The organism is Sorangium sp. So ce281 (assembly GCF_051527395.1).
GTDB lineage: Bacteria > Myxococcota_A > Polyangia > Polyangiales > Polyangiaceae > Sorangium > Sorangium cellulosum_B.
In genome coordinates this window covers 3,921,648-3,937,512 of sequence record NZ_CP150322.1, presented here as the reverse complement: position 1 = coordinate 3,937,512, position 15,865 = coordinate 3,921,648, and the positions used below count along the sequence as shown (strand labels likewise).

13 protein-coding genes are annotated in these 15,865 nt (G+C 72.3%); 7 read left to right on the top strand and 6 right to left on the bottom strand.

Going from position 1 to position 15,865, the window contains the following annotated elements:
• Positions 1-20 precede the first annotated feature (20 nt).
• The 5 genes from pstS to phoU all read left to right on the top strand — a co-directional run bounded on the left by pstS (position 21) and on the right by phoU (position 4,721).
• Positions 21-1,130 (top strand): phosphate ABC transporter substrate-binding protein PstS, encoded by a 1,110-nt coding sequence (gene pstS, locus WMF27_RS14985; protein WP_437768199.1) that lies wholly within the window; start codon positions 21-23, stop codon positions 1,128-1,130.
• Positions 1,131-1,210: 80 nt separating this feature from the next.
• Positions 1,211-2,194 carry a phosphate ABC transporter permease subunit PstC gene (pstC, locus tag WMF27_RS14980; protein WP_437768200.1) on the top strand — a complete coding sequence of 328 codons (984 nt, stop codon included), beginning with the start codon at positions 1,211-1,213 and terminating at the stop codon, positions 2,192-2,194.
• Positions 2,191-3,102 carry a phosphate ABC transporter permease PstA gene (pstA, locus tag WMF27_RS14975; RefSeq protein ID WP_437768201.1) on the top strand — a complete coding sequence of 304 codons (912 nt, stop codon included), beginning with the start codon at positions 2,191-2,193 and terminating at the stop codon, positions 3,100-3,102. Before pstC ends, pstA begins: the two co-directional genes overlap by 4 nt.
• A gap of 9 nt (positions 3,103-3,111) precedes the next feature.
• The gene (pstB, locus tag WMF27_RS14970; RefSeq protein WP_437768202.1) at positions 3,112-3,975 is read left to right on the top strand and encodes a phosphate ABC transporter ATP-binding protein PstB; all 864 of its coding nucleotides are present in this window, start codon (positions 3,112-3,114) and stop codon (positions 3,973-3,975) included.
• Between the two features lie 20 nt (positions 3,976-3,995).
• Entirely contained in the window at positions 3,996-4,721 is a 726-nt protein-coding gene (gene phoU, locus WMF27_RS14965) for a phosphate signaling complex protein PhoU (protein ID WP_437768203.1), read from the top strand.
• A 29-nt stretch (positions 4,722-4,750) separates the two neighbouring features.
• Here phoU and WMF27_RS14960 read toward each other — a convergent pair whose 3' ends face one another.
• The 4 genes from WMF27_RS14960 to WMF27_RS14945 form a co-directional block, all read right to left on the bottom strand.
• Entirely contained in the window at positions 4,751-5,269 is a 519-nt protein-coding gene (locus tag WMF27_RS14960; protein WP_437768204.1) for a molybdenum cofactor biosynthesis protein MoaE, read from the bottom strand.
• On the bottom strand, positions 5,266-5,781 hold the full coding sequence (gene moaC / locus WMF27_RS14955) for a cyclic pyranopterin monophosphate synthase MoaC (RefSeq protein WP_437768205.1): 516 nt from the start codon (positions 5,779-5,781) through the stop codon (positions 5,266-5,268). The genes WMF27_RS14960 and moaC overlap by 4 nt, the downstream gene beginning before the upstream one ends.
• A gap of 78 nt (positions 5,782-5,859) precedes the next feature.
• A complete protein-coding gene (gene moaA, locus WMF27_RS14950; protein WP_437768206.1) occupies positions 5,860-6,981 on the bottom strand; it encodes a GTP 3',8-cyclase MoaA in 1,122 nt (373 codons plus the stop codon).
• A gap of 25 nt (positions 6,982-7,006) precedes the next feature.
• A complete protein-coding gene (locus tag WMF27_RS14945; RefSeq protein ID WP_044964953.1) occupies positions 7,007-7,258 on the bottom strand; it encodes a MoaD/ThiS family protein in 252 nt (83 codons plus the stop codon).
• Between the two features lie 168 nt (positions 7,259-7,426).
• Between WMF27_RS14945 and WMF27_RS14940 the strand changes: the two genes are divergently transcribed.
• Positions 7,427-10,972: a protein kinase domain-containing protein gene (locus WMF27_RS14940; RefSeq protein WP_437768207.1), complete on the top strand. Its 3,546-nt coding sequence runs from the start codon at positions 7,427-7,429 to the stop codon at positions 10,970-10,972.
• Between the two features lie 168 nt (positions 10,973-11,140).
• Here the strand turns inward: WMF27_RS14940 and WMF27_RS14935 are convergent, their stop codons facing one another.
• The gene (locus WMF27_RS14935) at positions 11,141-11,833 is read right to left on the bottom strand and encodes a hypothetical protein (RefSeq protein ID WP_437768208.1); all 693 of its coding nucleotides are present in this window, start codon (positions 11,831-11,833) and stop codon (positions 11,141-11,143) included.
• A 173-nt stretch (positions 11,834-12,006) separates the two neighbouring features.
• On the opposite strand from WMF27_RS14935, the gene WMF27_RS14930 reads away from it, so the two are divergent.
• Positions 12,007-12,201, top strand: coding sequence for a hypothetical protein (locus WMF27_RS14930; RefSeq protein WP_437768209.1), 195 nt, complete (start codon positions 12,007-12,009; stop codon positions 12,199-12,201).
• Positions 12,202-12,212: 11 nt separating this feature from the next.
• On the opposite strand, the gene WMF27_RS14925 is transcribed toward WMF27_RS14930, so the two are convergent.
• Entirely contained in the window at positions 12,213-15,818 is a 3,606-nt protein-coding gene (locus WMF27_RS14925; protein ID WP_437768210.1) for a protein kinase domain-containing protein, read from the bottom strand.
• Between the last annotated feature and the right edge of the window lie 47 nt (positions 15,819-15,865).

The following is a 15,865-nucleotide window of genomic DNA, read 5'->3' as shown; positions in this document are numbered from 1 at the left end:
TCGATTACGCCTTGCTCTGCATGGCTCGAATTCTGCTCACCCTGGCGATGTTCCTCCTGACCGCGGCGTGCGGTCGCTCTGATGCCCCTCAAGAAACCGGCTCTCTCCCCGGCGCGAAGAAGGACACCGCGCCGCAGCCGACCGCTGACGGGGACATCACCTTGACGGGCGCGGGCGCGACGTTCCCGTACCCGCTTTACACAAAGTGGATCGCTGAGTTCCAGAAGGCCAACTCCAAGGTCAAGATCAACTACCAGTCCATCGGCTCCGGGGGTGGGATCCGGCAGATCACCGAGCGGACCGTCGACTTCGGCGCCTCCGATGCGCCGATGAACGAGGAGCAGCTCGGGAAGGCCGCCGGCCTGCTTCACCTGCCGACCTGCCTGGGCGCGGTCGTGCTGACCTACAACGTCGAGGGTGTCCCGTCTGGCCTGAAGCTCACCCCGGAGGCGGCCGCGCACATCTTCCTGGGCAAGATCAAGAAGTGGAACGACCCGGCCCTCCAGAAGGAGAACCCGGACGTGAAGCTCCCCGACAAGGAGATCGCGACGGTCCACCGCTCGGACGGCAGCGGAACGACCAAGATCTTCGTCGACTACCTGAGCGCGGTCAGCCCGGAGTGGAAGAGCGGACCTGGGACCGGGACGAGCGTCAACTGGCCTGGCGGCCTCGGCGCCAAGGGCAACGACGGCGTCTCCGCCCTCATCACGAGCACGCCCGCCTCGATCGGCTACATCGAGCTCGCGTACGCGATGCAGAACAAGCTCACGTTCGCCTCGCTCAAGAACAAGAGCGGGAAGTTCGTCGCCCCGTCGCTGGAGAGCACGACCGCCGCCGGCGCCGGCGCCGCCGCCAAGATGCCGGACGACCTCCGGATCTCGCTCGTGGACGCCGAGGGCGAGGACGCATACCCCATCGCCGGCTTCACGTACCTCCTCGTGTACCAGGAGCAGAAGGACCTCGCGAAGGGCAAGGTGCTCTCCAACTTCATCAAGTGGGCGATGCAAGACGGCCAGAAGTTCACGAACGACCTCCATTACGCCCCGCTGCCCGCGGCCGTCGTCGAGAAGGTCAACAAGAAGCTCGCCGCGTTGGTCGGCCCTGACGGCAAGCCCCTGCTCGCCCCATGACCCCAGGAATGCGCGTCAGCCGCGCGAACGGCGCCCCGCCGCGCGCGGCTGGCGTGCGCGCAGGAGCGCAGGATACGTCCATGAGCACCGTAGAAGTCCCGATGCAACAAGCCGCCTCGTCCGGGCCACAGAGCGATGCGCCCCACGGCACGCGCGGAGCAGATCGAGCGTTCCGCGCCATCCTGACGATGTTCGGCCTCACGGTGCTCGCGGTGCCAGCGCTGATGGTGCTGGAGCTCATCCGATCGTCGCGGCTCGCCATCGACAAGTTCGGGCTGGGGTTCCTCACCGGGCGCGTGTGGGACCCGGCGCGCGAGGAGTTCGGCGCGCTCCCGTTCGTGTACGGCACGGTCGTCACCTCGCTGATCGCCATCGTGATCGCCGTCCCCGTCTCGCTGGGTCTCGCGATCTTCCTGTCGGATCTGGCCCCCCACCGGATCCGCAAGCCGCTCGGGTTCATGGTCGAGCTCCTCGCGGCGATCCCGAGCGTCGTCTACGGCTTCTGGGGCATCGCCGTGCTCCGCCCCTGGCTCCGGGACACCGTCGAGCCGGTCATCATCAAGTACTTCGGCTACATCCCGCTCTTCGAGGGCCCGCCGCTCGGCTTCGGCATGTTCGCCGCGGGCGTCATCCTCGCCATCATGATCGTCCCCACGATCACGTCGGTGTCGCGCGAGGTGATGCAGGCGGTGCCCCAGCTGCACCGCGAGGCGGCGGTCGGCCTCGGCGCGTCCGCGTGGGACACGATCCGCTACGCCGTCCTCCCGTCGGCGCGCTCGGGCATCATCGGGGCCATCATCCTCGGGCTGAACCGGGCGCTCGGCGAGACGATGGCCGTCACGATGATGATCGGCAATGTCCCGAAGGTGAGCGCGTCGATCTTCCACCCCGGCTATTCGATGGCGAGCGTGATCGCCAACGAGTTCGTCGAGGCGACCAGCGACATGTACGTGTCGGCGCTGTCCAAGATCGCGCTGCTCCTCTTCGGGGTTGCCCTCCTCCTCAACCTCTTCGCCCGGTGGCTCGTGAGCTCGACCAAGAGCCAGCTGGAGAAGCACGCATGAACAGCGACACCCCTGTCCCCGTGGCGAGCCCCACGAGCTCCCCGCGGCGCACGCTGCTCGAGCCCGCGCCCGGCGAGACGCTGCGCCGCGTACGCAGCTACTTCTTCGAAGGGCTCTGCGTCTCGAGCGCCGTCGTCGTGCTGGTCCCGCTGTTCCTGATCTTCATCTACGTCGTCAGCAAGGGCCTCGGCGGGCTGTCCCTCGACTTCTTCACCCAGCTGCCGAAGCCCGTCGGCGACGAGCGGAGCGGCATGGGCAACGCGGTCGTCGGCACGCTCATCCTCGTCGCCATCGGCTGCGGCATCGGGTTGCCGACGGGCATCCTCGCCGGCATCTACCTGGCCGAGATCGGGCGCGGCAAGCTCGCGGCCGCCATCCGGTTCATCGCCGACGTGCTCGGCGGCGTCCCCTCGATCACCATCGGGGTGTTCGTCTACGCCCTCGTGGTGGTCACGATGAAGCGCTTCTCGGCGCTCGCCGGCGGCATCGCGCTCGCCATCGTGATGCTCCCGACGGTGACCCGCACGACGGAGGAGCTGCTCAAGCTGGTGCCCGCCCACCTCCGCGAGGCGTCGCTCGCCCTCGGCGTGCCGGAGTGGCGCACGAGCCTCCTCGTCGTGCTCCGGACGGCCTCGCCCGGGATCGGTACCGGCGTGATGCTCGCCGTGGCCCGCATCGCCGGGGAGACCGCGCCGGTGCTCCTCACCGCGCTCGGCTCATCGTACTGGAGCTTCGCCATCGACCGCCCCATCGCCTCGCTGCCGGTGCAGATCTGGCGGAACGCTACCTCGCCCTACCCGAAGTGGCAGCAGGAGGCGTGGACCGGCGCCCTCGTGCTGATCGTCATCGTCTTCCTCCTCAACCTGCTCGCGCGCATCGCCACGTCGCGGAGCGTCAAGGCGCGCTAAAGGCACTCGATGAGCTCGTTTGGCTCACTGCACGACAAAATACGTTCCGGGGAGCGCCGCAGCGGGCTCGACCCCGATGGCATCGACAGCCGCTCCAGGGGGCCAGAGGACGAGGCGCCGCCACCCAAGATCAGCGTCACCCGGCTCAACGCCTATTTTCATAAGTTCCACGCAATCCACGACATCACGCTGGACATCCCCGACGGCCAGGTCACCGCGGTCATCGGCCCGTCCGGGTGCGGGAAGTCGACGTTCCTGCGCTGTCTCAACCGGATGCACGAGCAGGTGCCCGGGGCCTCGGCGAAGGGCTCCGTCATGATCGACGGCGTGAACATCTATGACAAAGCCGTCGACCCGGTGCGGCTGCGGCGCCGCGTCGGCATGGTGTTCCAGAAACCCAACCCGTTTCCAACCATGTCCATCCGCGAGAACGTCCTCGCCGGGCACAAGCTGAACGGCGTCTCCGTCAAGGATCCCACGGGCCTCGTCGAGAAGTGCCTGCGCCAGGTGGCGCTCTGGGACGAGGTGAAGGACAAGCTCGATCAGTCCGGGCTATCCCTCTCGGGCGGCCAGCAGCAGCGGCTCTGCATCGCCCGCGTCCTCGCGGTCGAGCCCGAGGTGATCCTGCTCGACGAGCCGTGCTCGGCGCTCGATCCCATCGCGACCGCGCGCGTCGAGGAGCTCATCGACGAGCTGAAAGAGCGATATACTTGCGTGCTCGTAACACACAACATGCAGCAGGCCGCGCGGTGCTCTGACTATACCGCCTTCTTCTACATGGGGGATTTGGTGGAGTTCGACAGGACCCAGACCATCTTCACCAACCCCAAGGAGAGCAAGACGGAAGACTACGTCACCGGGAAGTTCGGCTGATGGAAGCGGGGGATAGGGTCATGCCGACGTCGCACACGAGCAAGGTCTACGAGCACGAGCTACGCACGCTTCGCGAGAAGCTGCTGCTCATGGGCAGCCTCGTCGAGGAGATGATCCAGAAAGGCTCGACCGCGCTCGCGACGCGCGACACGGGCCTCGCCAAGGCGACGATCCGGCTCGATCGCCGGATCAACCGCCTCGAGTGCGAGGTCGACGAGCTCTGTATGAGGATCCTCGCGACGCGCCAGCCCGTCGCGTCCGACCTGCGCTTCGTCACCACGGCGCTCAAGATCGTCACCGATCTGGAGCGGGTCGGCGACCTCATGGTGAACGTCTGCGAGCGCGTGCAGGAGCTCAACGAGGAGCCGTCGCTCGCGCCGGTGGCGGATCTGCAAGGCCTCGCGGGTGAGGCGATCGAGGTGGTGCACGAGGCGCTGGACGCGCTGGTCGCCCGCGACTGCGAGCGAGCGAACCAGCTGCTCACGCGCGATGACGTGATCGACGAGCACTACGCCCGCATCTTCCAGGAGGTGCTCCTCGTCATGAGCCGCGACCCGAGCACGGTGTACAGGGCCACACGCATCCAGTCGATCGCCAAGTACCTGGAGCGCATCGCCGATCACGCGATGAACATCGCCGAATCGGTCGTCTTCCTCGTCAAGGGGACGGACATCCGGCACCACAACCGCCTGAAGGAGAACGACCCGCTCTCCTCGCCTTCGCCGGCCGGGCTTCGCGTGCGCTAGGCGCCAGCGCCGCCCGGCCGGCGCTTGCGCTAGGCGCCAGCGCTGGCCGGAGGCGCCGTCCCGCCGTGGCCGTCGGGCTCCTCGTCGCCGTGCGTGTGCCCGTGGGGCGCCTCGTGCCCGTGCTCGCCGGCGCAGCGGGCGTCCTCCCATCCGACCCAGTAGGGGCCGTCCGGCCCGTGCTCACGCTTCCAGATCGGCAGGCGCTCCTTGATGCGGTCGATGAGCAGGCGGCACCCGCGGAACGCCTCTCCCCGGTGCGGCGCGCTCGCGGCGCAGGCGACGGCGACATCGCCGACGTGGAGCGCGCCCACCCGGTGCGTCGCGGCGACGCGCACGCCAGGGAGCTCTGCGGCGATCTCCGACAGGATCCGCTGGAGCTCGGCCTCGGCCATCGTCCCGTAGGCCTCGTACTCCAGCAGCGTGACCGAGCGGCCCTCGTTGACGTCGCGCACCACGCCCAGGAACGTGGCGATGCCGCCCGCGCCAGGGTGAGACACCGCGGCGATGAGCTCGTCGAGGCCGAGCGGCTCGGCGCGGATCCGGCTCACGGCGCGCTCCGCTGGAAATGGCCGGAGCGGCCCCCGCTCTTCTCGAGGAGCTTGATGTCCGAGATCACCATCTCGCGATCGATCCCCTTGAGCATGTCGTAGATCGTCAAGCACGCGGCGCTCACCGCGACCATGGCCTCCATCTCGACGCCCGTGCGATCCACCGCCTCCGCGGCGGCGGTCACCCGGATCGTCGCGGAGGGCTCGTCCACGTCGAGCGAGACCGAGACGTGCGTGAGCGCGATGCCGTGGCAGAGCGGGATGAGCTCCGGCGTGCGCTTCGCCGCCATGATCCCGGCGATCCGCGCCGCGGCCAGCACGTCGCCCTTCGGGGCGCCGTCGCGCGCGACCCGGGCGATCGTCTCGGGGCGCATCATGACGGCGCCGGACGCGACCGCGCGGCGGTGCGTGACGGGCTTGCCTTCGACAGGCACCATGCGGGCCTCGCCGCTCGGAGAGAGGTGAGTCGAGAGCGCTTCGCCCTCGCCGGGTCGATCAGGGGTTCGCGGCATCGCCCCGGAATCTGACACGGCAGCCGTGAGGACCGGAAGCCGAACGTGATCCGGCCCCGCGCGGATCCGCCCGCTCCGTCAGCCGCCGATCGCGCGGATCGACACCGCGGAGGCCGTCTCTTCGGTGCAGCCCTTCCAGACCTTGCCGTCCGGCTTGAGGCGCCACGCCTCGTCCAGGCGCAGGCGGATCGCCGCCCGATCGCCGATCTTCGCCTCGCGCGAGGCGTCGACGCCATCGTCGGTGGCGAGGCACGGCCGGAGCACGCCCGTCGAGGAGACGCGCAGCCGATCACAGCTCTCGCAGAACGTGTCGCTCGTGCCCGTGATGAAGCCCACGCGGAGCGACGGGTCGCGGCGAGCGCGGACGTACCTGGCCGGGCCGAGGCCGGGCTCGGCGGCCGCCTCCTCCGGGAGGAGGTGGTCGGCGAGGCGCGCCCTCATCTCGGCCGCGGTGACGAGGTGCTTGCCGACGAGCCGAGCGCCCTCGGCGATCGGCATCACCTCGAGGAAGCGCGGCACCATCCGGCGCTCCCAGGCCCACAGCGCGAGCCGCTCGATCTCGTCGTCGTTCACGCCGCGGAGGACCACCGTGTTCAGCTTGATCGGCGAGAAGCCCGCGGCGATCGCGGCGTCGATGCCGTCGAGCACCCGGGCGAGCTCGCCGCCCCGGGTCATCTCGCCGAAGCGCCCAGGATCGAGGGTGTCGATCGAGACGTTCAGCCGGTGCAGCCCGGCGGCGCGCAGCGCCCCGGCGAGCCGCGCGAGCTGCGACGCGTTCGTCGTGAGGGCCAGATCCTCGAAGCCGAGCGCGGCGAGGCACCCGACGATCGACACGATCTCGGGGTGGAGCAGCGGCTCGCCGCCGGTCAGGCGCACCCGCCGGACGCCGGCGTCGCGCAGCGCCTCGAACATGGTGCGCCAGGCGGACGTCATGAGCTTGCCGTCGGCATAGCCGTCGTGCCGCGACGGGCGGCAGTAGGTGCACGCGAAGTCGCACCGATCCGTGACCGAGATGCGCGCGCTCCGCGGCGCGGGCCCCGCGTGCTCGCCAGCTGCCCCGCGGGCGCCGTCGCGGTACGGGATCACGGCGGCGCGTCGGCCAGCGTCTCCGCCGCCGACGAGCGGCAGCGATCGCCGCCGCTGAGCCGACGCGTCGCCCGTAGTGCGCGCAGGATCGAGGCCGCCGGTAGAAAAAGGCATGGCGCGTCCCTCTCGGGTCCTCTCGCTAGCCACCCGCGACCGGCGGGATCAGCGCGACCTCGTCACCGAAACCTACAGGATCGCTCGGCGTCGCATAGACGCCGTTCACCGCCACCCGGATGGAGCCCTTGTAGGGGCCGAGCCCCGGATAACGAGCACAGACGTGCTCCAGGAGCTCCGCTGCGGTGCAGGGGCCAGCCAGCGGCAGCGCCACTTCTCCGGCACCCAGCACATCCCTCGCGCCAGCGAATGCAAGCACGCGTACCGCTGCATCCATCACCGCAACCTAGCATCGCTCCGCGGACCCGACACGACGAACTGCCACCGAGCGACCTCGGGCCGCCCAGGCGCCTGGCTCCTAAGCGGGCGCCCGGCTCCTAGCGCCTGGCGAGATTCGAGTCTACCGAGCCCGGTCGGCACGGCTATCATCGGGCGGCTCACCGTCATGTCGGAAGAAGGCTTTTTACCGGGCACGATCCTGGCCGGTCGCTATCAGGTCCGCCGAGAGCTGGGCCGCGGCGGCATGGGGGTCGTCTATCTCTGCCGCGATCTCGTGATCGACGAGCGCGTGGCCGTGAAGCTGCTCGACCGGCCAGGCGCGGCGGCCCGCCCCGAGGACGCCTGGTGGTTCCAGGAGGAAGCCCGGGCGCTCGCCGGGCTCTCCCATCCGGCGCTCGTCAAGGCCCGCGACTTCGGGGCGCTCACCAACGGGACGCCGTACCTCGTCATGGACGCCGTCCCAGGTCGATCGCTCCACGAGTGGCTCTACCTCGCGCGGCTCGAGGACCCGCTGCCCTGGCCGATCATCTGGAGCGTCATCGACCAGGTGCTCGGCGCGCTGGCGCACGCGCACGCGCGCGGCGTGATCCACGGGGACCTGAAGCCGTCCAACGTCCTCGTCGATCTGCAGCACGGGGGCGAGCCGCCGCTCGTGCACGTGCTCGACCTCGGGCTGGCCTGGCTCATCCAGGACCGGGTCGATCACCGGCTCGACGGCTCCAGGGAGAGCGAGCCCACGGTGCGCTGGGGCGCGGGCACCCCGGGCTGGATGGCGCCCGAGCAGATCCGCTTCGCGGCGCCCCACGTCGGACCGCCGACGGACCTCTACGCGCTCGGCTGCATCCTCTACGCCCTGCTCGCCGGCGGCGAGGTCTACGACGGCAACAACGACGAGCTCCTCCAGCAGCACCGGAGCGCGTCGATCCCGGACCTGCCGCTCCCATCGGCGGTGCCGGGCGACGTCGCGAAGTTCGCGAAGCGGCTGCTCGCGAAGCGGCCCTGGCACCGCTTCGACTTCGCGGGCGACGCGCGGCGGGTGTGGAAGCGGTTCGAGCCGCACAACAACGCGAACGCGACGGCGACGCCGCTGCCGATCGCCCTCTTGACGAGCGGCCGTCTTCCCCCGAGCCGCAAGGAGCTGCTCACGCCCGAGCTCATCGAGCCCCCAGACGACGACCCGCCGCCGTCCGTGACGACCACCGGGCTGCTCGCGCTCCGGCCGAGCCCGTTCGTCGCGCGGACCGGGGAGCGGGGGCGGCTCATGGAGGTCGTGGCCGAGATGGTCGACGCGCCGAAGGCGATGCACCGGTTCGTCCTGCTCGCGGGCGAGGCCGGCGTCGGCAAGAGCCGGCTGGCCGAGTGGCTCTGCGAGGAGGTCCACGAGCGGGCGCTCATGGTGCCGCTCCGCGCGCGCTACCGGCGCATCGCGGCGCCGCTCGACGGCGTGCTCGGCGCGGTGACCCAGCACTACCGGCTGGAGCGGGCCGAGCGCGAGATCGTCGAGAAGGTGCTGATGAACCTCTGGGAGGTCCCGCCGGAGGACGAGGTCGGCAAGACGTGGGTCGCGGCGACCGCCGAGTGGATCAAGCCGTCGCCCCCGGGGAGCGAGGCGGTCGGCCCGACGGGGAAGCGCTTCCGCCTGGATCGCCCCGAGCTCCGCTGGCTGATCATCCGCAAGACGCTGGAGAGGATCGGCCGGGACAGGCCGGTGCTGCTCTGGCTCGACGACCTGCACTACGCCTCGTCGACCACGTTCGAGGGGCTCCTCACGCTCCACCGCGACGCGCCGAACCTGGGCCTCCTCGTCGTGGCGACCGTCAGGAGCGAGGCGGTCGAGTGCGATCCGGTGGCGGCGAGGCGGATCGAGGGGGCGCTCGCGGCCTACGTCGGGGAGCGGCTCGACGTCGCCCCGCTGAACCCCACGCAGACGCACGCGCTGCTCCGGGAGACGCTCCCGCTCGACGACGCGGCGGCCGAGGCGGCGACGGCCCGCAGCAAGGGGAACCCGCTCTTCGCGCTGCAGCTGCTGCACGCGTGGGCGGGCGGCGGGCACCTCCAGCTCCGCGCGGGCAAGTACTTCGTGCCGAGGGCGTCGATGGCCGTGCAGGCGGCGACGACCGCCGACCTCTGGGAAGAGCGCCTCGCGGCGCTGCCCGAGGAGCTCCGCACCGGCGCGCGCGCCGCCGCCGCGCTCGGCGGCGACATCCGGCGCGAGATCCTGCGCGCGCTGCTCACCTCGCTCGATATCTCGGCGGACCGGGCGATCGCGTCCATGCAGCGCGCCCAGATCCTCCTCGCCGTGGGCGATCGCCTGCGCTGGCCGCACGCGCTGCTCCAGGAGCACCTCCTCTCGCAGCTCTTCCTCGAGCCGGACGCGGCCCGCGTGTTCCGCGCCGCCGCCGACGCCCTCGGGGCGCACCCGGCCGCGTCGAGCCGCCGCATCCTCCGGCACCGGGTGGTCAGCCTCCTGCGCGCCGGCGACACCGACGAGGCCGCGGCGCTCATGCACGCGCACGTGGCGGCGCACTGGCAGAGCTCGCGCGACATCGCGGCGACGCTCCGCGATCTCGCCGTGCTCGACGGCAAGCTGCCCGGGGGGAGCGACTCGCGCCCGGGCCTCCGGGGCGGGGTGGACGCGCGGCCCGTGCTGACGGGGACGCGCCTCGGGACGCAGCTCCGCTTCCGCGCCGAGGCGCTGCGGCTGGCGGGGAGGCTCGACGAGGCGCGGCGCGACGCGGAGGACGCGCGGCGCATCTTCGAGCAAGCCGGCGACCGCGAGAACCAGGCGCACTGCCTGCGCCTGCTCGGGCACATCGCGTCGGACCTCGGCGCGGAGGCGCAGGGCCGGCGGCTCGTGGCGCGGGCGCACGCGATCTTCGACGAGATCGGCCACGGCCACGGGCAGGCGCAGTGCGAGGTGCTGCTCGGCGAGATCGACTACCTGCTCGGCGAGCACGCGCGGGCGCGGGCGGTGCTCGCGTCCGGGGCGTCGCGGTTCACGGAGGTCGGCGATCGGCTCGGCCGGGCGCAGTGCCTGCTGCTGCAGAGCATGGTCGAGCAGGCCGGGGCGACCTCGGAGGCGGCGCGCGCGCTGCTCACGACCGCGCACGCCGACTTCGACGCCATCGGCTACCGGCTCGGGCTCGCGCAGTGCGACCTCGCGCTGTCGCACTCGGACCACCGCGCCGGCAACTTCGAGGCGGCGCGCTCGGGCGCGCTCGCGGCGCGGCAGAGCTTCCGCGACGTCGCGAACCCGCGCGGCGAGGCCGGGTGCGAGCGCCTCCTCTCGATGGTTGCGCTCGACGCGGGCGCGCCGGAGCTCGCCGAGGAGCACGCGCTCGCCGCCGGCAGGCTCTTCGAGCGGCTCGGGGATCCGTGGGGCCTGGTGGAGGCGCGGCTGCTCTTCGCGCAGATCGCGCTCCACCGCGGGGAGGCGGAGCTCGCTCGCGAGCACCTGATGGCGTGCGAGGCGGTGGCGCTCGCGGAGGCGGAGCCCCGGCAGCACCGGCACCTGACGCTCGCCTGGCTCGCGTACCACGAGGGGCGCTTCCACGAGGCGGCGCGCGAGCTCGACGCGGCGCGCGCGGCCTTCAAGGACAGCCGCACCGGCGACCACACGCCGCAGCTCCTCGAGCGCTTCGCGCGGATGGGCTGGCCCAAGCCGGCGGGGACGCGGATCAGCGGCTGGATGCGCACCCTCGAGAACACCTGAGGCGAGAGGCCGTCGATAGCTGACGCTCTCACCGGATGCGTCGCCGAGCGGGGCTCACCCGCACAGGAGACGGGTCCAGATCGGCGTTTTCGGCGCGCAGGCGCACTCCCGTGCGCTGAGCACCGAAAACGCCGAGATGGGCCCGTATCCGAAGCGGGTGAGCCCCGCTCAAAGAGGGAGCCAGAAGTCGGGGCCGAAGAGTCGGCGCGCGTCCTCGATGGTGCGGAGGGCGCGCGGCAGATCGAGCCTCGCCTGGTGCTCGGCCAGCTGCACGACGTAGGGGATCCAGAGCGGCCTGCAGACGACGAGCGCGGCGAGGTGGAACTCCGCCGCCTCGGTCTGGCCGAGATCCATCGCCACGCGCGCCAGGAGGCTGTGCACCGGGACGGGCGACCCGAGCGGCGCGATGGCCGTGGCGCAGCGCCGCACGCTCTCCGCGGCCTCCTCGCTGGGGTGCCGCCGGAACTCCTGGAACGTCTCCTCGAGCTCGTGCTCGTCGCTCACCTGCTCCGGCAAGTGCTGCGCGACGAGCGCCTTCCAGTGATCGACGAACGGCAGACCGGCGAGGGCGCTCGAGCTGTCGGCGTGGGCAAGGAGCATATCGGCCTCCTTCCAGTCGCCAGCCTCTCGGGCGAACTCGAGCCCCGAGACGACCCGAGCCTCCTCGTGGAGCCCAGGCTCCTTCGTCAGGAGCCAGCGCTGCCAGTAGAGCGCGCCCCGGAAGGCCACGCGCGCGAGCGGCTCTTTGTCGTCCGCACGCATCTGCAGCGCCATGTCCAGGAGCGCCCCCTTGTGCCGCTGCACGTCGTCGACAACGAGGCTCGCTGGCCAAGCGCAGAGCCCGCACGCCTCCGAGATCATCGCACCCCCCTCGCACCGCCCGAGAGCTGCCTGCCGACAGGCAGCGCAGAAGGACCCCCCCGCGATACAGACCAACGCTACCACGGCGCCCGCAGCATGCGAGAGGTCGCCGCCAGCGGGTGGCAGGCAGACAACATCGACGAAGGCGACGGCGCTCGAATGCCGACTGGAGGGTGGCCCGGGCCGCGAGCCTGCTCGGCAGCCGCTGCCTCGTCTCCGGCATCTCCCCCGGGGTCGCGCAGGCCATCGTGACGCTCGGCAGCGACGCGCGGACGCTCGAGACCTTCGGCGCGCTGGAGGACGCCCTGCGCCACGCGCTGGCCATGTCCGGCGCCCGGCTGCCGAGCGCGCGCCGCAAGGCGCGGTAGCGGCGGCCTCCCTACGCGTCGTCGGCCGCGAGCTCGTCGTGGAGCTCCCGGGCGCGCGCCGCGTGGCGCGCCGCCGCGGCGCCCTCGCCCATCGCGGCGGCGTGCGCCGCGGCGCGGTCGTGCGCCGCCGCGGCCGCCCGCAGATCGCCGCCCCGCTCGTAGTGGTGGGCGAGGAGGGCGGCCCCCTCGTCGCGCGCCTCCACGCTCGCCGCGCGGTGCTCGATCCAGTCGGCGACGAGCAGGTGGATCCGCCGGCGGATCTTGAGGCTCAGCATCTCGTAGGCGACCTCGCACGTGGCCTGCTCCACGAACACGTACTCGCGCTCGCCGGGGAACGACGCGGGGGAGCGGAGCCGGATCAGCTGGCGCTCGCAGAGGCGCGCGAGCAGCTCGGCAGTGGACGCGCTCCCCCCGTGGCGCACCGAGAACGGCGGATCGAGATCCTGGAGCTCCGCGAGGATGCGCTCGCTCGACATCGGCGAGCGCGCCTGCGGGGCGTCGTTCCGGAGCCGCTCGACCGCGCCCTCCCAGAAGGTCCGACCGACGACCGCGGCCTGCGCGAGGAGGCCGCGCGCGCCTTCGTCCAGGCGGTCGAGGCGCGCCTGGACCACGCCGTGCACCGCCGGCGGCAGGCTCAGCGCGCCGAGCGCGTCGTCACGGACGTGCCACGCGCCGTCCTGGGCCTCGATGACGCCGGCGTCCACGAGGAGGTGGAGGGTCTCCTCCACGGTTCGCGGGTTGCCCTCGGAGCGCTCGGCGATCGCGCGCACGAGCTCGTGGTCGAGCGCGGCGGCGCCGCGGAGCCGATCCCGGATCATCTCCTCCGCGTGCCGCCGCGCGAGCGGCGACGCGTCGACGCGGACGTACGCTTCCTTCCCGACGCCCCAGTCCGGGCGGCGCTCGTAGAGCTCGGGGCGCGCGGTGCACACCATGCAGAGCGGCAGCCCCTCGGCGTTCGCCACGAGCTCCTCGACGAGGTCGAGCGTCGCGTCGTCGGCCCACTGCAGGTCGTCGCACACGATCACCATCGGCGTCCGCTCGAGCGCGAAGGCGACGAGCAGCGCGAGCGCGGAGGCGATCCGGCGCCTCGCCAGCACGCTGCCGCGCGCCGCGGCCTCGAGGAGCCCGGCGGGCGCAGGCCGCGCGCCCAGGATGGCCGCCAGCCGGGCGAGGATCTCCTCGAGGTCGCTCCCCCCGCTCGGCCTCGACAGCGAGGGGGACGGATCGAGCTCGTCGTCGTCCTCGTACCGCGCCGCCCCGGCTCCCCTGCGCCCGCTGACGGTCGAGCTGATCGGCCCTCGGAGCGGGACGGACGACGCGCGGGTCACGATGGGCGACGCGCCCCCGAGCGCGGCGGCCCTGGCCCCCGCGCCGGCGGCCTCCCGCTCGGCGCGGACGCGGGCGCGCGCGGCGCGCAGCCGGATCCAGCGCAGGCCGCGGCGCAGCTTGCGCAGGATGACCTGGGCCGGATCGGCCTCGTGGATCCCGAACCAGCGGCGGAGCAGCGCGCCGGCCAGGCCATAGCTCGCGTCCTGCGCGAGCGCCGAGCACTGCGCCGACAGGACGAGCAGCCCCCCGGGCGGCGCGAGCGCGTACCCGCGCTCCGAGGAGGGCGCGCCGCCCCCGGCGCCGCCGTCGCGGAGGCCCGCGAAGAGCTCTGCGAGCATCCGCGTCCGTCCCACGCCGGGCGCGCCGACCAGCGTGATGAGGCGCGGCCGCCGCTCGTGGAAGGCGGTCTCGACGAGATCACACAGGCGCTGCATCTCCGCGCCGCGCCCGACGAGGCGCGTCGAGAGCCCATGGAAATCGGGCGGCACGAGCGCGTGGTGGAGCGGCGCCTCGCCGAGCACGCGGTAGATCGGCGGCGCCGCGCCGTGCGCGGTCGGCGCCGGCGACGCTGGCGACGCCGGCGGCGCCCGGACCGCGCCGGCGCTCGCGGCCGCGTCGAGCGGCTCGACGTGGAAGCGCCCGAGGACGAGGCGGTGGGTGTCGCGGCCGATCACGATCGCGCCGCGCGGCGCGAGCTGCTGCAGGTGCCCCGCGCCGTCGACCGCGTCGCCGATGACGGCGAGATCTTGCCGCGCCGAGCCCCCGACGCCGACGAAGGCCCGCCCCGTCGCGATCCCGAACCGCACCGAGAGGCGGACCGACCGCGCAGCGCGCGGCAGCGTGAGGCGCGGGATCGCGGCCTGCGCGCCGAGCGCCGCGACGATCGCTCGCTCGGCGTCGCTGTCGGTCGAGCGAGGGACGCCGAAGACCGCCATGACGCGCCCGCCGATCGGCCGCTCGACGATCCCGTGCACCTGCTCGACCTGCTCCGCGAGCACCTGATAGCAGCGGTCGACGACGTCCTTGACGTCCTCGGGATCGAGCCGCGACGAGAGCGCGGTCGCCTCGGACAGATCGGCGAACAGGACGGTGCAGACCCGGTGCTCACCGCCCTCGAACGGCAGCGCGGCACGGGTCCGCGGCGAGCCGCGATCGGAGCTCACGCTCCCCCTCATCCCGCTGCTGTCCGGCGCCCGCCACGGCGTCGACGACGGCGGCAGCGACGGCGGCGGGACGGACAGCGCCGGCGGCGGCGGCAGCGGCGGCAGGTGGACGGCGGCGAGGTCGAGCAGCCCGTCATCCGCGTCGTCGTCCGCGTCGCTCGAGCCGAAGGCGGGCGCGCGCAGGGTGTCGCGCGCCACGACGACGACGCTGGAGCGGTGGGCGGCCTCCAGGGCGGCCCACATCTCGCCGAGGTTGTGGAACCGCTGCGCGGGGTTGATCGCGAGCGCGCGGCCGAGCACCGCCTCGACGTCGGCGTTCGCGTTCACCCCGCGGGCGCGGAAGCTCGGCCGGATCGCCTCGTCGCTCGAGGCGACGAAGAGCTGGATGACGTCGCCGCCCGAGAGGGCGGGCTGACCGCTCGCGACCTCGACGAGGATGAGGGCCATCGCATAGACGTCGGTCCACGGCCCCGTCGCGCCGAACCGCGGGCTGAACTGCTCCGGCGCGCCGTACTGCGGCGTGAAGGCGCGGAACGTTCGTCCCGTCTGGACGAGCGCCTCTGCGAACGTCGGCGTCTCGGAGAAGACCTTGGCGAGCCCGAAGTCGAGCACCTTCATGCGATCGCCGAGCAGGAACAGATTGGCCGGCTTGACGTCGCGGTGAGACACGTTCTCGTCGTGGGCGACGGCGAGGGCGGAGGCGACGGGCGCGAGGAGCCGGATCGCGTCGCCGAGGCTCCTCGGCGGGAGCTTCTCGGCGCTGCGGCGCTTGAGATCCTGCTCGAGCGTCTCGCCCTCCAGCCACTCCATGACGATGTACGGCGTCCATGGCCCCTGCGGGGCGGCGGCGGCGCCGATGTCGAGCGCCTGGACGATGCCCATCGTCCGGCGGGAGAGCTGGTGGAGCAGGCGCGCCTCCTCGCGAAACTTGGCGAGGAAGCCGTCCTGCTGGTCAGGGCTTAGACCCGCGGGGATCTTGAGACATTTGACCGCGACCGGCGAATCGAAGCCGAGGTGCCGGGCCCGATAGACGACGCCGAACGCTCCCTCGCCCGCCAGCGCCTCGACGGCGAACTGGCCGTCGATGATCGACCCCACCCAGCCGAACGGGTCGCTGGCCTGCATCGTTGCCTAGGCTACCTGTTGCGCCGAACCCCGAGCAAGAGAAGCAG